Annotated in this window: 22 protein-coding genes; 12 read left to right on the top strand and 10 right to left on the bottom strand. The window is 72.0% G+C overall.

Annotated features, from left to right (window positions below; translation table 11 throughout):
- From ACYQ78_RS10365 to ACYQ78_RS10350, 4 genes are read left to right on the top strand one after another with little or no spacing between them, the layout of a single operon-like run.
- Entirely contained in the window at positions 1 to 861 is an 861-nt protein-coding gene (locus ACYQ78_RS10365; protein WP_459800543.1) for a carbohydrate ABC transporter permease, read from the top strand.
- Positions 862 to 869: 8 nt separating this feature from the next.
- Positions 870 to 1,769, top strand: a complete 900-nt coding sequence (locus tag ACYQ78_RS10360; RefSeq protein WP_459800542.1) for a 5-dehydro-4-deoxyglucarate dehydratase — start codon at positions 870 to 872, stop codon at positions 1,767 to 1,769.
- Complete coding sequence (locus tag ACYQ78_RS10355) at positions 1,766 to 3,004, top strand: enolase C-terminal domain-like protein (RefSeq protein WP_459800541.1); 1,239 nt, start codon at positions 1,766 to 1,768, stop codon at positions 3,002 to 3,004. Before ACYQ78_RS10360 ends, ACYQ78_RS10355 begins: the two co-directional genes overlap by 4 nt.
- A complete protein-coding gene (locus tag ACYQ78_RS10350) occupies positions 3,001 to 4,068 on the top strand; it encodes a hypothetical protein (protein ID WP_459800540.1) in 1,068 nt (355 codons plus the stop codon). Before ACYQ78_RS10355 ends, ACYQ78_RS10350 begins: the two co-directional genes overlap by 4 nt.
- On the opposite strand, the gene ACYQ78_RS10345 is transcribed toward ACYQ78_RS10350, so the two are convergent.
- From ACYQ78_RS10345 to ACYQ78_RS10320, 6 genes are all read right to left on the bottom strand, one after another.
- Positions 4,019 to 4,753 carry a VOC family protein gene (locus ACYQ78_RS10345; RefSeq protein WP_459800539.1) on the bottom strand — a complete coding sequence of 245 codons (735 nt, stop codon included), beginning with the start codon at positions 4,751 to 4,753 and terminating at the stop codon, positions 4,019 to 4,021. The two genes, ACYQ78_RS10350 and ACYQ78_RS10345, sit on opposite strands and share 50 nt — an antisense overlap.
- Before the next feature lie 10 nt (positions 4,754 to 4,763).
- A complete protein-coding gene (locus tag ACYQ78_RS10340; protein WP_459800538.1) occupies positions 4,764 to 5,969 on the bottom strand; it encodes a dihydroorotase in 1,206 nt (401 codons plus the stop codon).
- On the bottom strand, positions 5,966 to 7,180 hold the full coding sequence (locus ACYQ78_RS10335; protein ID WP_459800537.1) for a hydantoinase/carbamoylase family amidase: 1,215 nt from the start codon (positions 7,178 to 7,180) through the stop codon (positions 5,966 to 5,968). The genes ACYQ78_RS10340 and ACYQ78_RS10335 overlap by 4 nt, the downstream gene beginning before the upstream one ends.
- Before the next feature lie 2 nt (positions 7,181 to 7,182).
- On the bottom strand, positions 7,183 to 7,521 hold the full coding sequence (locus ACYQ78_RS10330; protein ID WP_459800536.1) for a hypothetical protein: 339 nt from the start codon (positions 7,519 to 7,521) through the stop codon (positions 7,183 to 7,185).
- Positions 7,518 to 7,688, bottom strand: a complete 171-nt coding sequence (locus ACYQ78_RS10325) for a hypothetical protein (RefSeq protein ID WP_459800535.1) — start codon at positions 7,686 to 7,688, stop codon at positions 7,518 to 7,520. Before ACYQ78_RS10325 ends, ACYQ78_RS10330 begins: the two co-directional genes overlap by 4 nt.
- Before the next feature lie 325 nt (positions 7,689 to 8,013).
- Entirely contained in the window at positions 8,014 to 8,862 is an 849-nt protein-coding gene (locus tag ACYQ78_RS10320; RefSeq protein WP_459800534.1) for an IclR family transcriptional regulator, read from the bottom strand.
- A gap of 215 nt (positions 8,863 to 9,077) precedes the next feature.
- On the opposite strand from ACYQ78_RS10320, the gene ACYQ78_RS10315 reads away from it, so the two are divergent.
- From ACYQ78_RS10315 to ACYQ78_RS10280, 8 genes are read left to right on the top strand one after another with little or no spacing between them, the layout of a single operon-like run.
- A complete protein-coding gene (locus ACYQ78_RS10315; protein WP_459800533.1) occupies positions 9,078 to 10,127 on the top strand; it encodes an ABC transporter permease in 1,050 nt (349 codons plus the stop codon).
- Complete coding sequence (locus ACYQ78_RS10310; protein WP_459800532.1) at positions 10,124 to 10,909, top strand: ABC transporter permease; 786 nt, start codon at positions 10,124 to 10,126, stop codon at positions 10,907 to 10,909. The genes ACYQ78_RS10315 and ACYQ78_RS10310 overlap by 4 nt, the downstream gene beginning before the upstream one ends.
- Positions 10,906 to 11,667, top strand: a complete 762-nt coding sequence (locus tag ACYQ78_RS10305; RefSeq protein WP_459800531.1) for an ABC transporter ATP-binding protein — start codon at positions 10,906 to 10,908, stop codon at positions 11,665 to 11,667. Before ACYQ78_RS10310 ends, ACYQ78_RS10305 begins: the two co-directional genes overlap by 4 nt.
- On the top strand, positions 11,664 to 12,635 hold the full coding sequence (locus ACYQ78_RS10300) for an oligopeptide/dipeptide ABC transporter ATP-binding protein (RefSeq protein ID WP_459800530.1): 972 nt from the start codon (positions 11,664 to 11,666) through the stop codon (positions 12,633 to 12,635). The genes ACYQ78_RS10305 and ACYQ78_RS10300 overlap by 4 nt, the downstream gene beginning before the upstream one ends.
- Entirely contained in the window at positions 12,632 to 14,284 is a 1,653-nt protein-coding gene (locus ACYQ78_RS10295; RefSeq protein ID WP_459800529.1) for an ABC transporter substrate-binding protein, read from the top strand. Before ACYQ78_RS10300 ends, ACYQ78_RS10295 begins: the two co-directional genes overlap by 4 nt.
- On the top strand, positions 14,281 to 15,576 hold the full coding sequence (locus tag ACYQ78_RS10290) for an amidase (RefSeq protein WP_459800528.1): 1,296 nt from the start codon (positions 14,281 to 14,283) through the stop codon (positions 15,574 to 15,576). The genes ACYQ78_RS10295 and ACYQ78_RS10290 overlap by 4 nt, the downstream gene beginning before the upstream one ends.
- The gene (locus ACYQ78_RS10285) at positions 15,573 to 16,571 is read left to right on the top strand and encodes a ring-opening amidohydrolase (protein WP_459800527.1); all 999 of its coding nucleotides are present in this window, start codon (positions 15,573 to 15,575) and stop codon (positions 16,569 to 16,571) included. Before ACYQ78_RS10290 ends, ACYQ78_RS10285 begins: the two co-directional genes overlap by 4 nt.
- Positions 16,568 to 17,488 carry a hypothetical protein gene (locus tag ACYQ78_RS10280; protein ID WP_459800526.1) on the top strand — a complete coding sequence of 307 codons (921 nt, stop codon included), beginning with the start codon at positions 16,568 to 16,570 and terminating at the stop codon, positions 17,486 to 17,488. The genes ACYQ78_RS10285 and ACYQ78_RS10280 overlap by 4 nt, the downstream gene beginning before the upstream one ends.
- On the opposite strand, the gene ACYQ78_RS10275 is transcribed toward ACYQ78_RS10280, so the two are convergent.
- From ACYQ78_RS10275 to ACYQ78_RS10260, 4 genes are all read right to left on the bottom strand, one after another.
- Positions 17,489 to 20,038, bottom strand: coding sequence for a hypothetical protein (locus ACYQ78_RS10275; RefSeq protein ID WP_459800525.1), 2,550 nt, complete (start codon positions 20,036 to 20,038; stop codon positions 17,489 to 17,491).
- A 37-nt stretch (positions 20,039 to 20,075) separates the two neighbouring features.
- Positions 20,076 to 20,594 carry a TrmH family RNA methyltransferase gene (locus tag ACYQ78_RS10270; RefSeq protein WP_459800524.1) on the bottom strand — a complete coding sequence of 173 codons (519 nt, stop codon included), beginning with the start codon at positions 20,592 to 20,594 and terminating at the stop codon, positions 20,076 to 20,078.
- Between the two features lie 76 nt (positions 20,595 to 20,670).
- Complete coding sequence (locus tag ACYQ78_RS10265) at positions 20,671 to 21,654, bottom strand: acyltransferase family protein (protein WP_459800523.1); 984 nt, start codon at positions 21,652 to 21,654, stop codon at positions 20,671 to 20,673.
- Positions 21,647 to 22,456, bottom strand: coding sequence for an alpha/beta hydrolase (locus tag ACYQ78_RS10260; protein ID WP_459800522.1), 810 nt, complete (start codon positions 22,454 to 22,456; stop codon positions 21,647 to 21,649). Before ACYQ78_RS10260 ends, ACYQ78_RS10265 begins: the two co-directional genes overlap by 8 nt.
- Positions 22,457 to 22,540: the final 84 nt, after the last annotated feature.

Below are 22,540 nucleotides of genomic sequence, written 5' to 3'. Positions count from 1 at the left end.
ATGTTCGACTCCGCACTCGGCTGGGGCTGGGGCCGCCGCCATCCCGTCGCCACCGGCCTGCGCGTTCTCCTGTACGCCGTCGTCGTGGTCGTCTTCTGCGGCCCGCTGCTGGCGGTGTTCTCCGGCGCGTTCGACGAGGCCGCCGATCCGAGCCGGTTGTCGCTGGTGCCGTCCAGACCGACTCTGGAGAACTTCGAGATCGCGGCCGAGCAGGGGCTCTGGCGGTTCTTCGCCAACTCGCTGATCGTCGCCGGGGGAGCGCTGCTGCTCCAGGTGGCCGTCAGCGTGTTCGCCGCCTACGCCCTGGCCCGCAAGCGGTTCCGGGGGCAGGCGTTCGTGCTGCTGGCGATCCTGGCCACGATGATGCTGCCCGAAGAGGTCATCGCGATCCCGTTGTCGCTGGTCATCTCGGATCTGCCGCTGCTCGGGCTCGACCTGCGCGGCACCCTGCTCGGGGTGATCCTGCCCCTGGGCGGGTGGGGGTTCTCGATCTTCGTACTGAGCGAGTTCATGAAGGAGATCCCCCGCGAACTCGAAGAGGCGGCCCGGGTCGACGGCGCCTCGGAGATGCGCATCTTCGGCCAGGTGATCCTGCCGCTCTGCCGTCCGGCGATCGGGGTGATCGTCATCTTCGGCTTCAACATGATCTGGGACCAGTACCTGCTGCCGCTGATCGTGGCCGAGACCCCCGACGACTACACGCTCACCGTGGCGCTCGCGTCGCTGCGCTCCGACCCCTCGGTGGGGCCCGGCGCGCTGCTCGCGGGATCGCTGCTCGCTCTGCTGCCCAGTCTGATCGTCTATCTCGCCTTCCAGCGCACCTTCCTCTCGGGGCTGGTCGCGGGCGCGGTGAAGGGGTGAAAGCCGTAGTGAGACTCGATGGAGTCCTGTTCTTCCCGGTCACGCCGTTCGGTTCCTCCGGCGTCGACGAGGAGTCCCTGGCCCGGCACATCGACGCCGGGGTCGGGGCGGGGGCCGGGGCTGTCTTCGCCGCCTGCGGCACCGGCGAGTTCAACGCCCTCGGCCTCGATGAGTACACGCGGGTGATCGAGGTGGCCGTGGAGGCCACCGGCGGCCGGGTGCCCGTCGTCGCGGGCGCGGGCGGCTCGCTGCCGTTCGCCCGCTCCTGCGCGCGGGCCGCCACCGAGGCCGGTGCCGACGGACTGTTGCTGCTGCCGCCCTACCTGGTGACCGCGCCGGTCGAAGGGCTGGTCCGGTACGTCGCCGACACCGCTTCGGCCACCGACCTGCCCGTCATCGTCTACCAGCGCGGCAACGCCCGGTTCACGCCTGACGCGGCGGTCTCGCTGGCGGAGATCCCCACCGTCACCGGCTTCAAGGACGGGCTGGGCGACCTCGACCTGATGCAGCGCATCGTGCTGGCCGTGCGTTCCGGCGCGGAGAAGGACTTCACGTTCTTCAACGGCATGCCGACCGCCGAGATGACCGTGCTGTCCTACCGGGCGATCGGGGTCGGGCTCTACTCCTCGGCCGTGTTCTGCTTCGCGCCGGAGATCGCGCTCGGCTTCCACAAGGCCGTCGTCGGCGGCGACGAGATGCTCGCCCAGCGGCTGCTCGGGGAGTTCTACCGGCCGCTCGTGGAACTGCGCGCGCGGAAGGCCGGCTACGCGGTGGCGCTGGTCAAGGCGGGTGTACGTCTGCGCGGTCTCGACGTCGGCGGGGTCCGGCCCCCTCTCGTGGACGCCTCACAGGACCACGTGGCCGAGCTGGAGCGGCTGATCGAGCGGGGCCTGGAGATCGTGTCATGAGGATCCAGGACATCGTGGTGACGCCGGTCGCCTTCCGGGACCCGCCACTGCTGAACGCGTCGGGCGTCCACGAACCCTGGGCCCTGCGCACGATCGTCGAGGTGATCACCGACGAGGGCCTCCTCGGCCTCGGCGAGACCTACGGCGACCTGGCCCACCTCGACAAGGTCCGCGCGGTGGCCAAGGACCTGATCGGCCTCGACTGCCTCCACACCTCCGAGATGTACGGAACGGTGGTCCGGTCGGTCGGCGCCACCACCGTCACCGGCCGGACCGGCGAGAAGACCGCCGACCGGGTGTACGCCCCCTTCGAGGTCGCCTGCCTCGACATCCGCGCCCGGTCGCTCGGCCGTCCGGTCGTCGACCTGCTGGGCGGGCGGGTCCGCGACGCGGTCCCCTACGCCGCCTACCTCTTCTACAAATGGGCCGGTCACCCCGGCGCCCCCGACGACGGTTTCGGCGCCGCACTCGACGCCGACGGCCTGGTCGCCCAGGCTCGCTTGCTGGTGAGTGACTACGGTTTCCGGTCGCTGAAGCTGAAGGGCGGGGTGTTCCCGCCCGGCGTCGAGATCGACGCGATGCTCGCGCTGCGCGACGCCTTCCCCGATCATCCGCTGCGCGTCGACCCGAACGCCGCCTGGACCGTCGACACCTCGGTCGCCGTCGGCCGCGCCCTGGAGAGCGTGATCGACTACCTGGAGGACCCGACGCCCGGCCTCGACGGCATGGCCACCGTCGCGGCCCGCGTGCCGATGCCGCTGGCGACCAACATGTGCGTCGTCACCCCCGAGCACCTGCCCCCGGCGATCCGCCGGGGCTCGATCGGGGTGCTGCTGGTCGACCACCACTATTGGGGCGGGCTGGTCCGCGCCCAGCGGATCGCCGAACTGTGCGCGACGTTCGGCATCGAGGTCTCCATGCACTCCAACTCCCACCTGGGCATCAGTCTGGCCGCCATGACCCACCTCGCCGCCGCCACCCCGGCGGTCACCCACGCGTGCGACACCCACACCCCCTGGCAGGACGGCCAGGACGTCATCGCCCCCGGCTCCCTGACCTTCGTCGACGGTGCGGTGCCGGTACCCGCCGGCCCGGGTCTGGGCGTCGAACTCGACCGCGACGCGCTGGCCCGCATGCACGAGGCCTACCTGCACTGCGGCGTCCGTTCCCGCTCCGACACCGCCTACCGCCAGTCGGTCGAGCCCGGCTTCTCGGCGGAACGGCCGCGCTGGTGAACCTCGTCCACCTCTATCCCTGGGACGTCACCGACGGCCTGGCCGACCTGGGCGTCGACGGGGTGATGCTGGCGGCGTCGTACCACTCGGTCCGCGCCGCGACCCCACGCCATCCCGCCCACCGGCACGTGACGGCGCCGCACGCGGCGAGTTACGTGCCGGTCCGCCGGGAGAAGTACGCCAGGCTGGTCCCTGCGGAACCGACCTGGACCTCGCGCAACGCCTTCGCGGAGACCCGCGCCCGGCTCCGGGGCCTGCCCGTCCACGCCTGGACGGTCCTCACTCATTCGTCGGCGCTGGGCACCGCCCACCCCGACCTCGCCGTCGTCAACGCCTTCGGTGACCTGTACGAATACGCGCTGTGCCCCAGCGCGGAGGAGGTCAGGGCCTACTGCCGCGCCTTGGTCGGGGAGGTGCTGGAGCTGGGCGAACCGGACGGGCTGTTGCTGGAAGCCTGCGGACCGCTCGGGGTGACCCACGCTGGACACCACGACAAGACGTTCTGGACTCCGGTGCAGGCGGCGCTGCTGTCGATCTGCTTCTGCGCCGCCTGCCTGCTCGTCCTGCCCGAACCCGAGGAATTGCGGCGGCGGGTCCGCGCGGGAGTGGACGCGGGGCTCCCACCCGAGGAGGCGCTGGGCGATCTGGCCGACCGGGTGCGGGAGATCCGGGTGTCCCTGTCGACGCGGCTGCGGGACGAGGTCGTCGAGGTGGTCGGCGGCAGGGTGCCGATCGCCCTGCACGCCAACCCCGACCCGTGGGCGGCGATGCCGTCGTCGGCGGTGGTCGAGGCACCGAAGGGCGTGGACGTGCTGGTCGCCAACTGCTGGGGCCCCGACGGGGAACGGCGCGTCGAGGCGTTGTCGAGGTTCGGGCTGCCCGTGGCCGCCTACGTCCAGGCCCTGGGCGCCGACCCTCAGGAGCTCGTCCAGAGGTATCGGCAGGCCCGGGACCTGCACTGGTATCACGCCGGGATGGCCTCGGCAGACCTCCTGCGCGCGATCGGCGAGGCGATCAGTGGCGACCCAGCACGCAGAACTCGTTCCCCGCAGGGTCGGTCATGACCGTCCACGGGACGTCGCCGCCCTGACCGACGTCGGTGAGCGTCGCCCCGAGTTCCAGCAGCCGTTCGACCTCGGCCTGTTTGGCCTCGACGGGGTCCGGCCGCAGGTCGATGTGGATGCGATGCCTGATCCCGCCGGGGCTGCGGAGGAACTCCAGATAGGGCCCGACCCCTTCGGAGGCGCGCAGCCGGGCGTGGTCGTCGGTCACCTCGTGGAGGGTCCAGTCGATCGCCTCGTCCCAGAACCGCGCCATCGCACGCGGATCGGCGCAGTCGACCACGACGGCCGCGATCGGGCCGGTGTCGCGGTAGAGCTCCCGGGGCTCCAGCACACAGAACACATTGCCCTCGGGGTCGGCGAGGACCGTCCAGGGAACGTCGCCCTGCCCGATGTCGGCGGGGGTCGCACCGAGCTCGATCAGCCGGGCGACCAGCTCTTTCTGGTGGGTCTCCGAGGTGGTGGCCAGATCGAGGTGGACGCGGTAGTCGACCTGCTCGGGATCGGGAACGCGGACGAGGTCGATGCACACGGCGGAGGGGTCGGGCCAGGTGAAACCGATCGGTTCGAGGTTGGTCACCCCGGGCCCCTCGCTGTCGATCCCCCAGCCGAGAGCTTCTGCCCAGAACCGGCCCAGCGCCACTTCGTCCCGGGCCTTGAAATTCACCTGCACGAGTCGCAACGTCACTTGATCGACCCTATGCCCGGTGGGTGATCCGGCCGTCCATGACCGTGAGGGTTACCCGGTGGCCGAAGGCACGGGCGGGGAACGGGGTGTTGGCCGAGCGGCTGACCTGGGGGCCGACCGTCCAGGGCTCGGGGCGGACGACGCAGAACGTCGCCGGGTGGCCCACCTCGATCTCGTGCCGGGTCAGGCCGCCGATGTCGGCGGGGCGGAACGACATGACCTCGGCTATCAGGGTCCAGTCCTCCTCCAGCACTTCGGCGACGATCGGGAGGGCGGTCTCCAGCGAGGTCAGGCCGAAGGCCGAGTCGCGCCAGCCGCAGGTCTTGGTGTGGCTCGGGTGTGGGGCGTGGTCGGTGGCGACGACGTCGATCACGCCCGACTTCAGCGCTTCGCGGACGGCGGTGACGTCGTCGGGGGAGCGCAGCGGCGGGTTGACCTTGAAGGCCGGGCCGGCGGTCGCGGCGTCGTGGTCGGTGAGGATCAGGTGGTGCGGGGTGACCTCGGCGGTGATGGGCAGGCCGCGTTCCTTGGCGGAGCGCACCAGTTCGACCGAGCCCCGGGTGGACACGTGGCAGACGTGGAGGCGGCCGCCGGTGGCGGCGGCCAGGGCGATGTCCCGGCCGATGATCGCCTCCTCGCCCGCGACCGGCCAGCCCGGCACGCCCAGGTCGTCGGCGACCCGTTCGTTGATCACGCCGTCGCGGACGATGGGGGCGCTCTGGGCGTGCTGGGCGAAGATCGTGCCGTTTCTGGCCATGGCCTGGAGGAGCCGCCACGACAGGCCGTCGTCGTTGACGCACTTCCCGTCGTCGGAGAACAGCCGCACGCCGATCGCCGCCAGGGCGTCGACGTCGACGACCTCCTCGCCGTTGAGGCCGTAGGTCGCGGCCGAGATCACGTGGACCCGCGCGGCCAGGTTCTCGGCCCGCCGCCGGACCTCTCTCACCCGGTCGACGGTGTCGGTGGTGGGGCTGGTGTTGGCCATCGCGAAGACGTCGGTGAAGCCGCCCGCGGCGGCGGCACGGGTGCCGGAGTCGAGCGTCTCGGCCACCTCGCCCCCGGGTTCGCGCAGGTGGGTGTGCAGGTCGACGAGCCCGGGGAGCAGCACGTCCTGATGAGGGCCGCTCCTGGGGATGATCGCGGAGTACTTCCCGTCGTCGACGGTGACGTCGAAGGCACCTTCGCGGCCGGGGATGCGCACGTTCTCGATGATCATTCGGCGGCGTCCAGGCGCAGGAGGGTTTCCAGGAGCACCTCGGTGCCGGTGGCGATCTCCTCCGGGGTCGTGTACTCGTCGGGGACATGGCTGAGCCCGTGGCGGCTCGGCACGAAGATCATCCCTGCGGGTACGACCCGGTTGAGCTGCTGGGCGTCGTGGCTGGCGCCGCTGGGCAGCACGCGATAGGGCAGGCCGAGCCCGTCGCAGGCGGCGCGCGTGTGGTCGGCTATCCAGGCGGGCAGCACGACCGGCGAGGTGTCGGCCAGCACGTCGACCGTGATCGCCACCCCGTGGCCCTCGGCGATTCGGGTGAAGCCGTCGGCCAGCGCCTCGGCGGTCTCCCGCTGACGGACCGTGTCGACGTCACGGACGTCCACGAAGAACTCGGCCGCCCCCGGAATCGTGGTGATCGACCCCGGCTCGACCCCGAGCCTGCCGACCGTGACGCGCGTGCCGTGGTGGGCCGGGTCCTGAGCCAGCCGATCGCCGAGCACCACGCATTCGGCCGCCACGACCAGCGCGTCGTGCCGCAAGTGCATGGGAGTTCCCCCGGAGTGGGTGGCCCGCCCGGTCAGCCGGACCCGGAGCCGGGTGCTGCCGGAGATCAGATCGACCACGCCGACCCCGACCCCCCGGGACTCCAGGACCTCGCCCTGCTCGATGTGCAGTTCGACGAACGCGTACCACTCGGCCGGGTTCCACCGCGCGCGGTCGGCGTTGCCCGGGTCGAGCCCAGCCTGGGTCATCGCCTCGGCCATGGTCGTACCGGTCGCGTCGGTGAAGTTCTCCAGGTCACGGGCCCGGGTCAGCCCCGCGGCCACCCGGCTGCCGTTGCACGCCTGCCCGAACCGCGCGCCCTCCTCGGCCGCGAACGCCACGAACCGCCACGGCCTGACATGGTCACGCGAGGCCATGACCTCGGCGATCTCCATGGCGGCCGCGACCCCGGCGATCCCGTCGAACCCACCGCCGCTGGGCACGGTGTCGAGATGGGAGCCGGTGCCGATCGCCCGCCCGTGACCGGGCAGCTCCGCGATCGTGTTCCCGGCTTCGTCGGTGCGCACGGCGAGCCCGAGCCCGGACATGTGCGCGGCGAACACCGCGTGGGCGTCGCGCTCCAGTTTCGTGTACGCCAGCCGCGTGCACCCCGCCCCCGGCTCACTGATCGCGGCGAACCGGTCGAGATGCCCGGTGATACGGTCTCGCATGATCACGGGGTCACGACCCCGGCATCCGCAGAACAGACCGCCACGACCTGCGCACCTTGACGGGCCAGCAGAGCGACGGCCGGTTCGACGGCGTGCTCCCGGTCGAACGCCGCCGCCACCAGCACCACCCTCGACGGCCGCCCGGTCCCGACGACGCTCAGCCGCCCGAGATCGGCGACGATGGTCAGCCGCCCGACGTCGAGCCGCCGCGCCACGACATGCGCGAGCAGCACATCGGCGGTGTCATCCCAGCTCACCACGGCCTCGGGGGCGAGATCGCGGGCCAGCCCCGCGAGCTCCTCGCCGATGCCCTCCACCGAGACGGGATCTTCGATGATCATGCGTGTCCCTCCAGCCCGGCGGGCACGAGGCGATCGCCGTCCCGCCGCACGATGTGACCCACCACGAACACGTGATGAGCCCCCGGCACCTCCACCGGCTCGACCGCCACCACGGCCACCTCCTCACCCGCCCGAACCACCCCGAGCCCGTCAACGGCGAACGGCAACCCGGTCCGCAGAGCGACGGCCGCCCCGAGCGCAGCGGCCCCGACCCCAGTGGCCAGAATCCGATCAGTGGTAGCAGGAATGGCGGCCGCCAAACCGTCAGCGATCCGCCGCAAGAGAGAAGGCCTGGTCAACCACTCGACAGCCGACCCAGCAGCAAAGAGATCAGCCGCCAACTCGACATCCCGATCGGCAGGCGGCCGCCCCAAACCCGGCAACGTCACGACGACCTCCCGGCCGCGGAAGCCACGCCCGATATTTCGCGATTTCGCCCCGCCGTGTGGACGCTTTCCGGACTGATCGCCGGAGGCATCTCGTACCGAAATTTCATGCTTTGCTCCCCAGCGACAACTCCTGTGCCCCCGCCAGCAGTTCGGTCAGTTCCGACTCGGAAGGGTTGGGGTCGATCGGGCCCTCGTAGCCCTGTTCGCGGGACAACCGCTCGGCCGCGTCGAGCACGTGCCGCGTCGCCGTGGCGCGGACAGCAGGGTCTTCGACCCGGGACCATGCCGCACACACCGTGACCGCCGTCTGCACACGCCCACCCAGCCCCGACCGCACCGGCGCCGACACCGCCCACACGCCCTCGTCGAGTTCGTTGTTGCACACGTCGAAGCCGCGCGCGCGGACCAGCGCCAGGTGGTCGATGATCCGGTTCAGCTCGCGAACCGTCCCGCTCGTGAACGACGCCCGGGGATAGGACGCCAGGAGGGCTTCGGCGAAGACCGGGTCCTGGTAGGCGAGGATCGCCCTGGCCGAGGCCGCCGCGTGGAGGGGGACCTCCTGGCCCAGCCGCACGAACAGGCGCAACGGACGCTTCGAGCCGGCGATGGAGACCGCCACGACGCGGCCGTCGATGAGCTGGGTGAGGATCACGCTCTCGCCGATCTTGCGTTCGGCGTCGACCAGCGCGGCGGGGGGCTGGATCAGGAACGACTCGTAGTCCTCCACGTGGCCGAGCTTCAGAGCATCCGGTCCGAGCACGTAGCGTTTGGTGGTCGGTGACCGGCTGACGTAGCCCTCGTGTTCGAGGGTCGCGAGCAGGCGGTGCATGGTCGCGACCGGGATGTCGAGCTGCTGGTGAAGCTGCTGCAGCGTCAGGCCCTGCCGGTAGGCGGCCAGGTGGCTGAGCACGTTGAGCGCCCGCACCACGACGTGCATCGGCTTCTCGCCCATCGAGGCAACCCTTTCCGTTACACGGAATTTACATTTCCGTTCTGTTGCCTCGAAGTATCCGGTCGGCCTGACGCGCATGTCAATGGCCCTATCAAGGGCAGGCCTGTGACGAGCCAAGACTCTTGACACTTTCTTAACGGCGTCCCAATACTGTGCGAATCGCACTGATGGAAACGTCGTTTCCGTCACACGGAAATTAATGGAAAGGAGGTGTCGTGGTCGCTGCCGACATCGCCGTCCGGCTCAGGGTGCCGGGGCCGGTCTGGCTGGTCCTGCGCAAGCTGGGCGGGGCGCTGCTCGTCGTGTGGGGCGTCGTCACCTTCACCTTCGTCGTGGCGCGGGTGGTCGCCCCCGACCCCATCGCGCTGCTCGTGCCGCCGGGCGCCAGCCCCGAGACCATGGCGGCCGTCCGGGCCGACCTCGGGCTCGACGGGTCGGTGTTCCAGCAGTACCTCATCTACCTGGGTGACCTGCTCAGAGGCGACCTCGGGGTCTCCTTCGGCACCGGCCAGGCGGTGACCGCCGACCTCATGGGGCGGTTCCCGGCCACGCTGGAGCTGGCGGTGCCCGCGCTGATCGTCGGGGTGCTCGCGGGCACGGGGCTCGGGGTGCTCTCGGCGGTCCGCCGGGGGAGACTGACCGACCACACGATCCGCGCCTTCACGGTCGCCGCGCTGGCCATGCCGCAGTTCTGGCTCGGCCTCATGCTGCTGTCGCTCTTCTTCGTCAACCTCGGCTGGCTGCCCGGCCCGCTCGGGCGGCTGCCCGCAGGGGTCGCGCCGCCCGAAGGGATCACCGGGTCGTACGTCCTCGACGCACTGCTGTCCGGGCAGTTCGAGACGGCCCGGCTGGCCCTCCTGCAGCTGGTGCTGCCGGGGTTCGTGCTCGCGTGCGGCATCTTCGCGCCGATCACGCGGGTGGCCAGGTCGGGCATGGTGGAGGCGCTGCGCAGCGACTACGTGCGCACCGCCGCCGCCTACGGGTTCGGGCGGGGCGTCATCAACGCCCGCTACGCCCTCAGGAACGCGCTGCTGCCGGTGATCACGATGGTCGCCAACGGAGTCGCCTTCGCGTTCACCGGCGCGGTGCTCGTCGAGAGCGTGTTCGGCTGGCCGGGCATCGGCCAGTACGCCCTCACCGCCGTCCAGCAGTCGGACTTCCCCGCGCTCCAGGGCTTCGTGCTCTACGCGGCGGTCGTCTACGTCGTCCTCTACGCCCTGGTCGACCTGGCCTACTCCTTCGCCGACCCGAGGATCCGCTCATGAACCCGCGCAGGCTGGGCCTCGGGCTCATGACCGCTCTGCTGGCCGTGGCGGTCATCGGCCAGATCTGGACCCCTTTCGACCCGGAGGCCAGCGGCGCGGGCGCGCCGTTCCTGCCGCCGTCGGGCGTCCACTGGTTCGGCACCGACCACGCCGGCAGCGACGTGTTCTCCAAGACGGTCGCCGCCACCGCGACCGACGTGTGGCTGACCGTGGTGGCCGTGGCCATCGCGTTCGCCGTCGGCGGGCTGCTCGGCGCGATCGCCGGATACTGGGGCGGCTGGGCCGACGCGGTGATCATGCGGGTGACGGAGGTGCTCCAGTCGTTCCCGGCGCTGCTGCTGGCGATGCTGCTGGTCACCACGCTCGGGTCGGGGCTGCTCAACGTGATCGTGGTGGTCGCGTTCGTCGGCCTGCCCGGTTACCTGCGGCTGCTGCGGGCCGAGGTGATGAGCCGCAAACGCCTTGAATACGCCGACGCCGCCATCCTCGCCGGGAACACCGGGCCGAGGGTGCTGACCCGGCACCTGGTGCCCAACAGCCTGACCCCGCTGGTCTCCTACGCCGCCATCAACGCGGCCTGGGTCGCGATCGTGGTCTCCAGCCTGGGCTTCATCGGCGTCGGCATCGAACCGGGCAGCCCCGAATGGGGCTCGATGATCGCGGCCGGCCGCGACGCCCCGGACGCCTACTGGATCTCCCTGTTCCCCGGAATCGGCATCCTCCTGCTGTCGGCCGCCTTCTACCTGCTCGGCGACGGCCTGATCGAACGGGACCACCGATGAGCCCCCTCCTCACCGTCGAAGGGCTCTCCGGCCGCTTCGGCGACAATCAGGTCCTGTACGACGTGAGCTTCGCGGTGCCGCGCGGCGGCATCACCGCGATCGTTGGCGAGACCGGCAGCGGCAAGTCGCTCACCTCCCTGACCGTGCTCGGCCTGCTGCCCCCCGGCCTTCGCGTCGAGGGTTCGGTCCGGTTCGAGGGCCGCGAACTGCTCGGCCTCGGCGAGGAGGACTACCGGAAGCTGCGCGGAAGCCAGATCGCCATGGTCTTCCAGGACGCCCGCGCCGCCCTCAACCCGGTGCTCACCGTGGGCCGCCAGCTCACCGACGTCGCCCGGCTCCACCACGGCCTTCGCAGAAAAGGGGCTGAGGCGCTCGTCGAGGAGACCCTCCGGCGGGTGCTCATCCCCGACCCGCGCCGCCGCATGGCGCAGTATCCGCACCAGTTCTCCGGCGGCATGGCGCAGCGGGCGATGATCGCGATGGCGCTCATCTGCAAGCCCCGGCTGCTCCTGCTCGACGAGCCCACCACCGGTCTGGACGTCACCACCCAGGCCGACGTCATGGAACTCGTCGTGGACCTCACCCGGGCCGAGGGCCTGACCACCGTCCTGGTCACCCACGACCTGGGCGTGGTCGGCGAGAGCTGCGACCACGTGGTCGTCATGCGGAACGGCCGGGTGGTCGAACGCGCCACCACCGAGACGTTCTTCCGCGCCCCCGCCGACCCGTATTCGCGGCTGCTGCTGGAGGCGTCATGACCCCGGTCCTCAAGGTGGCGGGCCTGCGCACCGAGTTCACAGCCCGGGGCAAGGGCGTGCTCCGGGCGGTCGACGACGTGTCCCTGTCGGTCGACGCGGGCGAGACCCTGGCGGTCGTCGGGGAGAGCGGGTCGGGCAAGTCGACGCTGGCCCGGTCGATCCTGCGGCTCGTCGAACCGAGCGCGGGCACCGTCGAGATCGGCGGGCGGTCCGTGGAGTCGTACAAGAGAAGGAAGGATCTGTTCCGGGACGTGCAGATGGTCTTCCAGGACCCCCGGTCGTCGCTCGACCCGCGCCAGCGGGTGCGGTCGATCCTCGAAGAACCCCTGAAACTGCACCTCGGGATGCCCGCGGCCCAGCGCGACACCAGGATCCGAGAGCTGCTCGACGCGGTGGAACTCGATCCCGTCGTGCTCGACCGGCTGCCCGCCGCGCTGTCCGGAGGGCAGCGGCAGCGCATCGGGATCGCCCGCGCGCTCGCCGTCGAGCCCAAGGTGATCATCCTGGACGAACCCACCGCCTCGCTCGACGCCTCCACCCGAGGTGTCGTGCTCGACCTGCTCGCCCGGCTCCAGAAGGAGACCCGGGTCGCCTACCTGCTGATCTCCCACGACCTGCACGCCGTGCGCCGCGTCGCCCACCGGGTCGACGTCATGTACCTGGGCCGGGTGATCGAGTCGGGCACCGCCGACGACGTGCTCGACCGGCCCGCCCACCCCTATACCCGCGCGCTCATCGACGCCGCCCCCGTGGCGGCCTACCGCGGCCATGTCCGCGCGGTACGGCTGAGCGGCGAGAACCCCGGTCCCTTCCACATCCCCGCCGGCTGCCCGATGGAGCCGCGCTGCCCGCTCGCCGTGGCGGACTGCGCGGCCACCAGGCCCGACCTCCTCCCGTTCGGCCCGGCGCACACCGCCGCGTGCCCCGTGACCCATGCGATCCACGTACGAGAAGGAACGAAGCGATGAGCAAGGACACCCCCCGGACCCTGCGTCTGGCACTGATGGCGATGGTTCTCGCCGCGGCGCCGGCCCTGGCCGCCTGCTCCGCCACGCAGAACGGCACCACCTCCGCTCCCGCCGCGGCCCCGGCCGCGCTCGTGGCCGCCTGGCCCAGCGACGTCAGCACGATGGACCCCGGTGACGCGCGGACCGACCAGGACAAAGAGCTGGCGATGAACGTCTACCAGAACCTGGTGGGCTACCAGCTCGATGCGGAAGGCGACCACGCGACCAGCCAGGGCCTGACCTCCGTCCCCGGCGTCGCCTCCTCCTGGGACGTCGCCGACGACACGGTCACCTTCACCCTGCGCACCGACATCAAGTTCCACCCGTCGGGCAACACCCTGACCAGCAAGGACGTCGTCTGGTCGCTCCAGCGCGCCCTCCAGGTCAACGGCGCGGTCGAGCTGAACAACAGCGGCGTGTTCAAGCCCGAGCAGATCACCGCCCCCGACGACACCCACGTCGTCATCAAGTACACCGACGCGGCGGGCAAGCCGGTCAAGGCGAGCGAGGTCAACATCGCGACCCTGCGCACCTGCTGGTACGGCGTCATCGACAGCGCCGTCGCCCAGCAGCACGCCACGGCCGACGACCCGATCGCCAAGGAGTGGCTGAAGGCCAACGTCGCCGGAAGCGGCCCCTACTACGTCAAGTCACGCCAGGCCGGGCAGTCGATCGACCTGGCCGCCGTGCCCGGCGCGGTGCTCAACGCCCCCAAGTTCGCCGCCGTCACCGCGCGCGTCGTCAACGACGGGAACGTTCCGGCGCTGCTGCGCGGCAAGAGCGTCAACGTGGCGCTCTACGGCCTGTCGCCCCGCGACACCAGCGCGCTGAAGACCGCCGGGTTCCGGGTCGCGCACGCCGACACCTCCGCCTACCTCTACCTCCAGATGGCCAGCGACGTCGGCCCGTTCGCCGACCCACTCGTGCGCCGGGCGGTCGCCAACGCGCTGCCCTACGACAAGGTGATCTCCGACGTCTACTTCGGCCAGGCCGAACGCGCCGCCTCCTATGTCGCCAAGGCCGCGCCGGGCTACTCGCCGTCGTGGTCGGCGTACGGCGACTCGGCCCAGGCGACCACGCTGATGGCCCAGGCCGGGAACCCGAAGATCACCACCAAGCTGCGCTATCCGAGCGAAGACCCCACCTACGCGACCACCGCCCAACTGGTCAAAGATGCCCTGAAGCCGCTGGGCATCGACGTCACGCTGGAGCCGCAGACCTCCGCCGCCATGTTCAACGCCATCATCGGCCGGGCCACCGCCAAGACCGACGGCGCGCCCACCGACGGCATGGTCCTGTTCTCCCTGACCACCTACGTCGAGGACGCCAAGACCCCCGTCAAGCTGTGGAGCGTCTCGGGCGGCGTGGTCAACTTCGGCCGCAGCAAGCTGCCCGAGGTCGACAAGCTCCAGGGCGAGTTCGCGATGGCCGCCCCCGGCCCCGACCGCGACGCGGCCTACCAGAAGATCCAGCAGGTCGTCGCCGAGGACGCCGCCTTCCTGCCGATCGCCATCACCGGCCGCACCATGGTGAGCGCCGAGAGCGTGACGAACCTGACTTTCACCCCCGAGCCGGTGGTCCTGTACTGGGCCCTGGGGCCCTCCCGATGACGAGTGCCGTCGAGGCGGTCGAGGCGGCCATCCAGGTGGCCGCCTCGGTCCGGGACCTCAACGTCTTCTCCCACGAGTCCTTCGCCGAGGCCCTCATCCAGGCCGAGGCCAGCGACGAGCGGCGGGCTCGCGGCGCGCTCCTCGGCCCGGGCGACGGAACGCTGATCACCATCAAGGACAACATCCCCGTGGCGGGGCTGCCCTGCGAGTGGGGCAGCCGCGTCTTCGAGGGCCGGATCGCGGCGAGCGACGAACTCGCCGTGGCCCGTCTCCGCGCCCAGGGCTACGTGATCCTCGGCAAGACCAACGTCTCGGAATTCACCCTGGGCCTGGGCAACGTCTCGACGTTGCTCCACGGCACGACCCGCAACCCTCACGACCCTGCTCTGACCACCGGCGCTTCCACAGGCGGCGGCGCGGCGGCGGTGGCGGCGGGCATCGGCCGGATCGCCCTGGGCACCGACGGCGGAGGGTCGATCCGCTGGCCCGCGAGCTACTGCGGCCTGATCGGCCTGAAGCCGACGGTCGGCCGCATCCCCCGTCTCGACGGCCTCCCCACGATCCTCCACGACTTCGAGGTCATCGCCCCCATCGGCCAGACCGTGGAAGACGTGGCGATGCTGCTGACGGCACTGGAAGGTCCCGACCTCCGCGACCGGCGCTCACTGGCCGCTTTCCCGGACCTGGATTCATCCGATAGGCCGCTGCGGATTCGGTACACGCCCCAATTCGGGGACTATCCCGTCGAACCCGAGATCGCCGCGTCCGTCGCGGAGGTCGCCGAACGGTTCGCGCTGATGGGGCATCACGTCGAGGAAGGGCCGCCGCCCTTCGACTTCGCGGCGTTCGACGAGCACTGGCGGACGATCGGTACCGCCGGGCTGGCCTGGATGCTCAGGGAGCACCCCGGCTGGGAAGAGCTCGTCGGCGACATCTACCCCCCGATGGTCGCCCACGGCGAGTCCCTTTCCGCGGTCGACTACGTCGCGGCGCTGGACGCCTTCCGCGCGAACTACGCCCAGCTCGCCACCTTCTTCCAGGGCGCCGACCTGCTGCTCACCCCCGTCGCGGGCGCCATGCCGTGGCGGGCGGAGGAGCTCGCGCCCCCGTACCAGCGGGTGTTCACCGGTGTCGCCAACGCCACCGGGCTGCCCGCGATCAGCGTCCCCGGCCCCTCGCAGGGGATGCCGATCGGTTTCCAGCTCGTCGGCCCGTTCGGGGCCGACCGTCTTCTGCTCTCCGTCGCCCGGTCCTACGGGGCGGCGTACCCGAAAAGAGGCTCCACCGCATGACTGTCACGGTCGAGGCGTTCGACACGTCGGGTCCTGGCGACACCGAAGGCCTGATCGCCCTGCTGAAGGCCCATCCCCCCGAGGAGATCCGGCGGCTGGCGCTGCTGGTGAAGGTCGAGGGCAGCGCCGACCGCAACGACTTCTCCCGCGAACACGCCACCTACCGGGCCCGCGAGGCCGTCGTCGCGCACGGCGGCGAAGACCTGGCCGAGCGCACGGTGTTCCTGCACTCCACGGGTTCGGAGGGCGCGATCACCCCGTTCGGCTACTTCATCGCCGACGTCGGCCCCCGGGAGGGGCTGTCGGTCGGGGTGGCGCGCAGTGGGGTCGTCCAGGCCCATGACCTGGGGACCCTCGCGCACGCCGCCACGGTGGAACGGACCGTGGCGGAGGCGATCGCCGACGCCGGGCTGACCGCCGGCGACGTCGCGCTGGTCGTGGTGAAGACGCCGCTCGGCGGGATCACCTCCGCCTACGCCAAGGCGGTCGGCGCGCTGGGTTCCGCGCTGGCCCTCGGCGACGTGGAGCGGGAGCGGGTGGTGCCCGAGGCCTTCGGCCGGGATCTCGGGCTGTACTCCTCCCGCACGATGGTCTTCTCCAGTTCCGAGGCGACGTTCGTCGAGGTCCTGGTGCTGGGCGGCTCGGGTGAGGGGCTGCGGGTGGCCACCGGTCCGATCGCCGACATGCTCGACGCGCCGGGTGTGCGCCGCGTGCTGCGGGAGGCGGGCGCGACCTTCACCGACGATGGCGTGGTCGCCGACCCCTCCCGGGTCGCGGCGCTGCTGGTCAAGGGCGGGCACCGCCACGACGGCACCCTGCGCGGGAACCGGATCACGGTCCTGACCAGCCATCTCGATCCGGACAAGCACGTGCGGGCGGTGCTCAGCGGAACGGCGGGTTCGGTGCTGGGCGACGGCCGCATGTTCGTGACGGCGGGCTCGCTGCACCAGGCGGCCGACGGCGGCGGCCTGTGCGTGGCGATCGTCCGGCCATGAACACGCTCCCGCTGGTCAGCGATGAGCAGGCCCGCTCGGTGGTCACGGTCGACGACGCCCTGAATGTCGTCGAACAGACCTATGCCGACCTGGGCGCCGGCCGTCTGGCCCTGTCCGATCCGGAGGTCACCCGGCTCGGCGACGACACCCGGGGGTTCGCGCTCAAGGCGGCGATCCTCGACCGCTACGGCGTGGCGGGCATCCGCGTGCTCCCCACGCACACCGGAGGCCGCAACGGCTGGTGCCTCGTGCTGGAGTCGGCGTCGGGCCGTCCTCTGGTCGGGGTGGCCGAAGCCTGGCTGCACCGCCTGCGCACCGCCGCCTCGGCCGTCGTCGCCGCCCGCCTGCTCGCCCGCCCGGACAGCCGCGTGCTCACGCTGGTGGGGGCGGGCCGCATCGCCGAACTGGTGCCCGCCGCCTTCGCGGCGGCCTTCCCCGGCATGGAACTGCGCGTCGTCGCCCGCCGCGCGGAATCCGCGGCGGCCCTGGCCACCCCTTTCGGCGGTACGTTCTCCACCTCCCTCGACGAGGCCGCCCCCGGCTCCGACGTGATCATCTCGATCACGAGCGCCATCGAACCGATCGTCCACGCCCGCCACCTGGCCCTGGGCGGCACGGTCATCGGCCTCGGCGGCGGTCCCGAGATCGCCGCCGAGACCCTGTCGTCCGCCGACCAGTTGTTCGTGGACGAACTCGCCTACGCCCAGGAGGTCGGTTCGGTCGCCGGCTGGCTGCGCACGGGCCTGACCAGGGCCGACCTGGCCGACCGCCTGACGGCCGACCTCCCGGCGGTGATCACCGGCCAGGCGAAGGGCCGGGTGAGCGACGACGACCGGGTGCTGGCCGTCGTCCAGGGAGTGGCGGCCTGCGATGTGGCCCTGGCCTGCCTGGTGGCCGAACGGCTGGGGGTGACCTGATCAGACCTGCCCCGTGAGCTGGGCGTGCAGGCGCCGGCACTCGTGGATGAGGCGGGCCTTGCGGCGGCTCCTCGCCAACTCCGCGATCGCCGGGATCTCCTCCCGCGCGCCCGTCCACCGGGCGACGTCGGTGGCGAAGGCGACGAGTTCGGTCTGGGAGACGGTGACGCGCTGCCCCTCGCGGGGCAGCAGTCCCGGCAGCATGGCCCGCACGATCCGCCACACCTCGTGGTGCGCCCCCGCCTCGGCCAGTTCGGTGAGGGCCGCGACGGCGGGGCGGATCTCCAGCCAGGAGGTGCGGCCGATCGCCAGGGCCATCTGGCGTCCGATCGACTCGGCGGCCAGTTCCCCCTTCGCGGCCAGCCGCAGCATCATCGGGACCACGTCGGGGTGGACGTTCTCCGCCAGCAGCACGCCGAGCATCGTCGCGGTGGCCTCGCCCAGCGGCCCGTCGGCCATGACCAGCCCCGCCAGCTCATTGGCCTGCCGCGCGCGGTTCCAGTGGCTGCGCAGCAGCTGCGGGAGGGAGTGGACGGCGGCGACCTCCCGGTGGGAGGGGGTCATCGCCGCCCACGTCTCCAGCGAATCGGCGGAGCAGGTGCGTTCGCGCGGCCGGCCCATCAGGGTCTCGTCGATCAGCGGATGGCCGGTGGGCTCTGCCCGCAGCACCGGCTTGAGCCGCACCCTCGTGGGTTCCACCGTCTCGTCGTCGCCGAGCGCGACCCATCGGCCGTCGTCGCCCCGGGTCCAGCCGAGGACGATCTCCGGGTCGGCCAGACCGCCACCCGTCAACCATCGCGCCACCGCGCGGGCGGCGTCGGAATCGATCGCCGAGGCGCGCTCGGCGGCACCCGGGTGGCCGCCCCTGGGCAGCCGCATCAGGGCCTGGGCCAGGTCGGCGGGCGGCGGCTCCACACCGGCGGCGGCGCACGTCTCCAGGCGGGTGACCAGCACGTCGGGGTCGAGATGCCCGTTGAGCCAGGTCGGCGTGGCCAGCAGCACGGGAGGCAGCGCGTCGGCGCGGAGCGCGGTCAGCAGCTCGAAGTGGCGGTGGAGGAGGAACGCGTGCGGAGGCGTGACGGCACCCGGGGCCGGTAGCCGGCTGGTAAGGCCGGCGGGGTTCACCACTTCGTCCGACAGGACGACCCGCCACTCGTCGAGGTCGGTGCGGATCTCGTCGTCCCGCCAGTAGGACGGCTCCTGGCGCACCCACGGCCGCAGGTCGCGCCGCACCTTCGACGGGTCGTCGGCGACTCCGGCCACGAACGCCGCCAGCCAGCGCTCCCGGCGGACCCAGCCCACCTCGTCGTCGGGGGAGAGCGAGGGCTCCGGAAAACGGCCCACCTCGGGCACGTCGGGAAGCGGCGGGAACTCCTTCTGCTCCTCCGGTTCGACGGGCGGGATCTCGCCGCCGAACCGTGCCGCCACCTTCGCGCTCAGTTCGGGGCCGAGATGGGTGAGCGCGTCGAGGATCGGGTCGGTGTGGGCGGCGAAGGCGTCGGCGTGCTTCAGGGTGAGGTCGGCGGCGCGGGTGCGCACGTCGAACGAGGTGTGGGCGTAGGCGGTCGTCAGCGCGGTCAGGAGGTCGGCGGCGGTCTCCGGGGCGGACCTGATCGACTGGTCGAGCCAGCGCAGGCCGGTGACGGCCAGCTTCGCCTCGGCCCGGAACGTCAGCGCCTCGACCGCCTCCACCAGGTCGAAGGGGTCGAGCGGCATCGCCTGGCGCACCTGTCCGGCGGCCAGCTCGGCGACCGTGCCGGGGGCCGACGGGAGCAGCCGCAGGTAGTCGCGTAACCGCGACGACGACTCCTCCGGAGTGGGCGCGAGCAGCGTGTGCAGCCGCACGAAGAACCGCAGGTCCTGGATATCGCCGCCCCTCAGGAACCGGCTGACGCAGCCGTCGAGTGCCCGTTCTCTCGGCAGGTCGCGCGAGGCCGCGGCCAGCCAGCGGGTCGGCCGGGGGTTCGGCTGCTCGTCGCGAAGGACGCGTCCGGCGCCGTCGGCGTCGAAGACGCGCGGCAGCAGCAGCGGCGTCAGCGGGTCGCCCGCCACACTCGGCGCGGTCAGCCAGGCGGCCACCAGCGGATCGTGGTCGGGCGGCGTCGCGCCCGAGTCGCGCAGCAGCGCCACGGCCAGCGGGGCGATGCGGTCGGCGGGACGCCGGATGCGCCGCGCCAGCCGCACCGACATGTCGCGACGCCATTCTTCGGAACGGGAGGCCGCCACCCGGACGACCGGCGCGACGTCGAGGGACCCGCCCCACCGGCGGTTCACCTCACGGCCGGTCACCCAGGTCACGGCCGCGGCCGGGCCGCCGATGCAGCCGACGCCGACCAGCAGGAGAGCCCTGGTCCGGTCGTCGAGCCAGGAGTCGACCTCCCAGGAGGGATACCTGGCGGCGAAGCGGCCCCGCAGTTCCTTCACCAGGCCGGGCAGGCGAGGGCCGATCTCGGCCCGCTCGGCATCGGAGAGCGCGACCAGCCGGTCGGTCAACGTGGTCACCTGGTTGCGGACGACCAGATCAGTGATCTCGGCCCAAAGGTTCGTCATGGCCGAGACAGTAGATCTTGGCACCGACAAAGCCACGCTAGATCATCCCGGCGAGCTTGTAGAGCACCAGCGACCCGGCCACCGCGACGTTCAGGCTGGCCCCCGTGCCGATCATGGGGATCTCGACGACGTCGTCGAGCAGGTCGAGCGCCTCCGGCGGGATGCCCTCCTGCTCGTGGCCGAGCACGGCGACGGTCGGCTGCCGGGCGGCGGGCAGGTCGGCCAGCCTGACCGCGTCTTCGGCCAGTTCGACGCCGATCACCCGCGCCCCCGCCTTCCGCTGTTCGGCCAGCCAGGGAAGCGGGCGGACCCAGTGCACGCAGGTCCGCCGCCGCAGGGTGTTGCCCCGCGCCAGCGCCTCGGGCACCCAGGGAAGCCTCGGCACCGCCAGGCAGGCGCCGACGGCGTCGCAGGTCCGGAGCAACGTGCCGAGGTTGGCGTGGTGGAGCGGCCACAGGGGTGCGGCGTAGAGGTGGTCGAGGCAGTTCGGCGCGCGACGGCGCCGCTGACCACGGAGATCCTTCGGGGTCCGGATCCGGACCGAACGGCCGCTCACCGGCCCAGGGGGCGAACCCCTTCGAAAACGTTCATGTCATGGACGTTCATCGGCACGCCCGAGCCATCGACGAGAGTCAACGCGATGCCCGAAGTGTACATACAAGGGCGACCGCGAACACGGGCAACCACGCCAGCCGGACCACCACCCAGCCGGGGTGGTCGGGCACGGTGTGCAGCCCGGCCAGCGGCGCGGCGGGCAGCGCGAGCGCGGTCACCGCGATCAGCGCCGTCTGGTGCCACACGTACACGCCCATCGCCGACAGGTTCACCGCCGCCACCCCGGCCCACAGCACCGGCCGCCGCATCGCCGCGCGCAGCGGCCCGAGCAGCAGCAACGCCGCCCCGACCTGCGCCAGCCCGAACGTCACCGCCGCCAGCGTGGGCGGCGACTGGTTCGACACGGCCGCACCCGGCACGCCGACCATCGCGGCCGGATACCCGCCGACCCCGATCAGCACACCGGTCGCCACGACCCCGCCGATCAGCAGCGCCCACCCGTTGAACCGCCGCCACGACAGCCCGACGCAGAACGGCACCAGCCAGGCCGCCCCGACGTTGATCCAGCCCACCCAATCGGGTGCGCCGAGCCCGAACCGCGCCAGGTCGACCAGCGCCACCACCGCCACCGGCCAGCCCGGATGCAGCCGCGTCACCAGCGGGGTCAGCGCGATCAGGGTGGCGTACACGGGCAGGAACCAGAGCGGCGCCCACACCAGCTTGGCCAGCGCCGCCACCGTCGCCGGGTCGGTCCCGAGCATCAGCATGACGGCCACCGCCCCACCCCAGACCCCGGCGAGCGCGGGCAGCGGGCGCAGCAACCGGGCCAGCCGCAGCCGTACCGGTGTCGCGCTCTGGGCCGCGACCATGCCGCCGACCAGGAAGAACAGCGCCATCGTCTGGAGGAGCCACGACACCGGGGCGAGACCCGGCAGGTGTTTCAGCGGGCTCGTCACCCTGATCGTGCCGCTGTCGGCGACGAGCGCGGTGACCAGCCAGTGGCCGCAGACCACTCCCGCGATGGCGATCGCGCGCAGCGCGTCGATGCCCCGGTCACGCATGGGCGACGATCCCGGCGATGGCCTTCAGGGAGACGTCCAGCAGCAGGTAGTCGCCGTGCCCGGCGTCTCCGGCGTCGAACCGGCGGATGCCGGAACCGGGGGCCAGCGGGTCGGGACCGAAGACGGCCGGCACGTGGGCGATCCAGTCGCGGCGGCCACGCCCGGCCCAGACCGTCGCCGGGGAACGGAAGGCGGGGACGCTCGAGGTGCCGTACAGGACGAGGTTGTCGGCGGGGAGATCCGGCGCGGCCCGCGCGCAGACGACGGCGCCGTAGGAGTGGCACAGCAGCGAGATCCTGACCTGCGGATACGCGGCGGCGAGCCGGGTGACGAACGCGCGCAGACGCGGAGCGGCCGTGTCGGCACGGGCGGTGGTCACCGACCCGAGACCGATCAGGCGAGGGGTCGGGTAGCCGAGCCAGGCGACGACCGCCGCCCCCTCGCCCAGCTCGGCCCGGAGCCGCATCGCGCCGCCCCGGAGACGGCCGTAGGCGTCGAGCGTGGTGCCCGCGCCGGGCACGACGACCGCGACGGTCCGCGCCGGGAGCCCGCCGAACAGCTCGACCGCCGTCTCGCCGTCGAAAGCCAGAAAGGTCCGGTCGTGTACGGCCATCGCGCGCAGCGACGCCGCCCGGGTGAGGTGCCCCCGCTCCGCCGCGAACCGGGCGGCCTCGGCGATGGCCTGCCTGGTCAGGGCGTAGTGAGCCGGGCCGAACCCGAGTGGTGTCCCCGGCGGCGCGGGCACGCCCTGGCCGCTCACCGGCAACGCCACGGCCACGAGGACAAGGAGGAGACGCTTCATGCCGGGGACGATGCCGAACGCCCCCATTGGGACACATCGGACAGGGGGTGGACGACCACGGTCTGATCCCCGCAGGCCGCCCCC

It is taken from the genome of Herbidospora sp. RD11066, from assembly GCF_054661255.1.
The sequence above is the reverse complement of the archived record's forward strand: the minus strand, read 5'-3'. Positions and strand labels throughout refer to the sequence as shown.

Coding starts and splice junctions, on each gene's coding strand:
- ACYQ78_RS10365 (WP_459800543.1), top strand. CDS start 1: ATGTTCGACTCCGCACTCGGCTGGGGCTGGGGCCGCCGCCATCCCGTC.
- ACYQ78_RS10355 (WP_459800541.1), top strand. CDS start 1,766: ATGAGGATCCAGGACATCGTGGTGACGCCGGTCGCCTTCCGGGACCCG.
- ACYQ78_RS10340 (WP_459800538.1), bottom strand. CDS start 5,969: ATGATCATCGAGAACGTGCGCATCCCCGGCCGCGAAGGTGCCTTCGAC.
- ACYQ78_RS10335 (WP_459800537.1), bottom strand. CDS start 7,180: ATGCGAGACCGTATCACCGGGCATCTCGACCGGTTCGCCGCGATCAGT.
- ACYQ78_RS10330 (WP_459800536.1), bottom strand. CDS start 7,521: ATGATCATCGAAGATCCCGTCTCGGTGGAGGGCATCGGCGAGGAGCTC.
- ACYQ78_RS10320 (WP_459800534.1), bottom strand. CDS start 8,862: ATGGGCGAGAAGCCGATGCACGTCGTGGTGCGGGCGCTCAACGTGCTC.
- ACYQ78_RS10310 (WP_459800532.1), top strand. CDS start 10,124: ATGAACCCGCGCAGGCTGGGCCTCGGGCTCATGACCGCTCTGCTGGCC.
- ACYQ78_RS10305 (WP_459800531.1), top strand. CDS start 10,906: ATGAGCCCCCTCCTCACCGTCGAAGGGCTCTCCGGCCGCTTCGGCGAC.
- ACYQ78_RS10300 (WP_459800530.1), top strand. CDS start 11,664: ATGACCCCGGTCCTCAAGGTGGCGGGCCTGCGCACCGAGTTCACAGCC.
- ACYQ78_RS10295 (WP_459800529.1), top strand. CDS start 12,632: ATGAGCAAGGACACCCCCCGGACCCTGCGTCTGGCACTGATGGCGATG.
- ACYQ78_RS10290 (WP_459800528.1), top strand. CDS start 14,281: ATGACGAGTGCCGTCGAGGCGGTCGAGGCGGCCATCCAGGTGGCCGCC.
- ACYQ78_RS10285 (WP_459800527.1), top strand. CDS start 15,573: ATGACTGTCACGGTCGAGGCGTTCGACACGTCGGGTCCTGGCGACACC.
- ACYQ78_RS10280 (WP_459800526.1), top strand. CDS start 16,568: ATGAACACGCTCCCGCTGGTCAGCGATGAGCAGGCCCGCTCGGTGGTC.
- ACYQ78_RS10275 (WP_459800525.1), bottom strand. CDS start 20,038: ATGACGAACCTTTGGGCCGAGATCACTGATCTGGTCGTCCGCAACCAG.
- ACYQ78_RS10265 (WP_459800523.1), bottom strand. CDS start 21,654: ATGCGTGACCGGGGCATCGACGCGCTGCGCGCGATCGCCATCGCGGGA.
- ACYQ78_RS10260 (WP_459800522.1), bottom strand. CDS start 22,456: ATGAAGCGTCTCCTCCTTGTCCTCGTGGCCGTGGCGTTGCCGGTGAGC.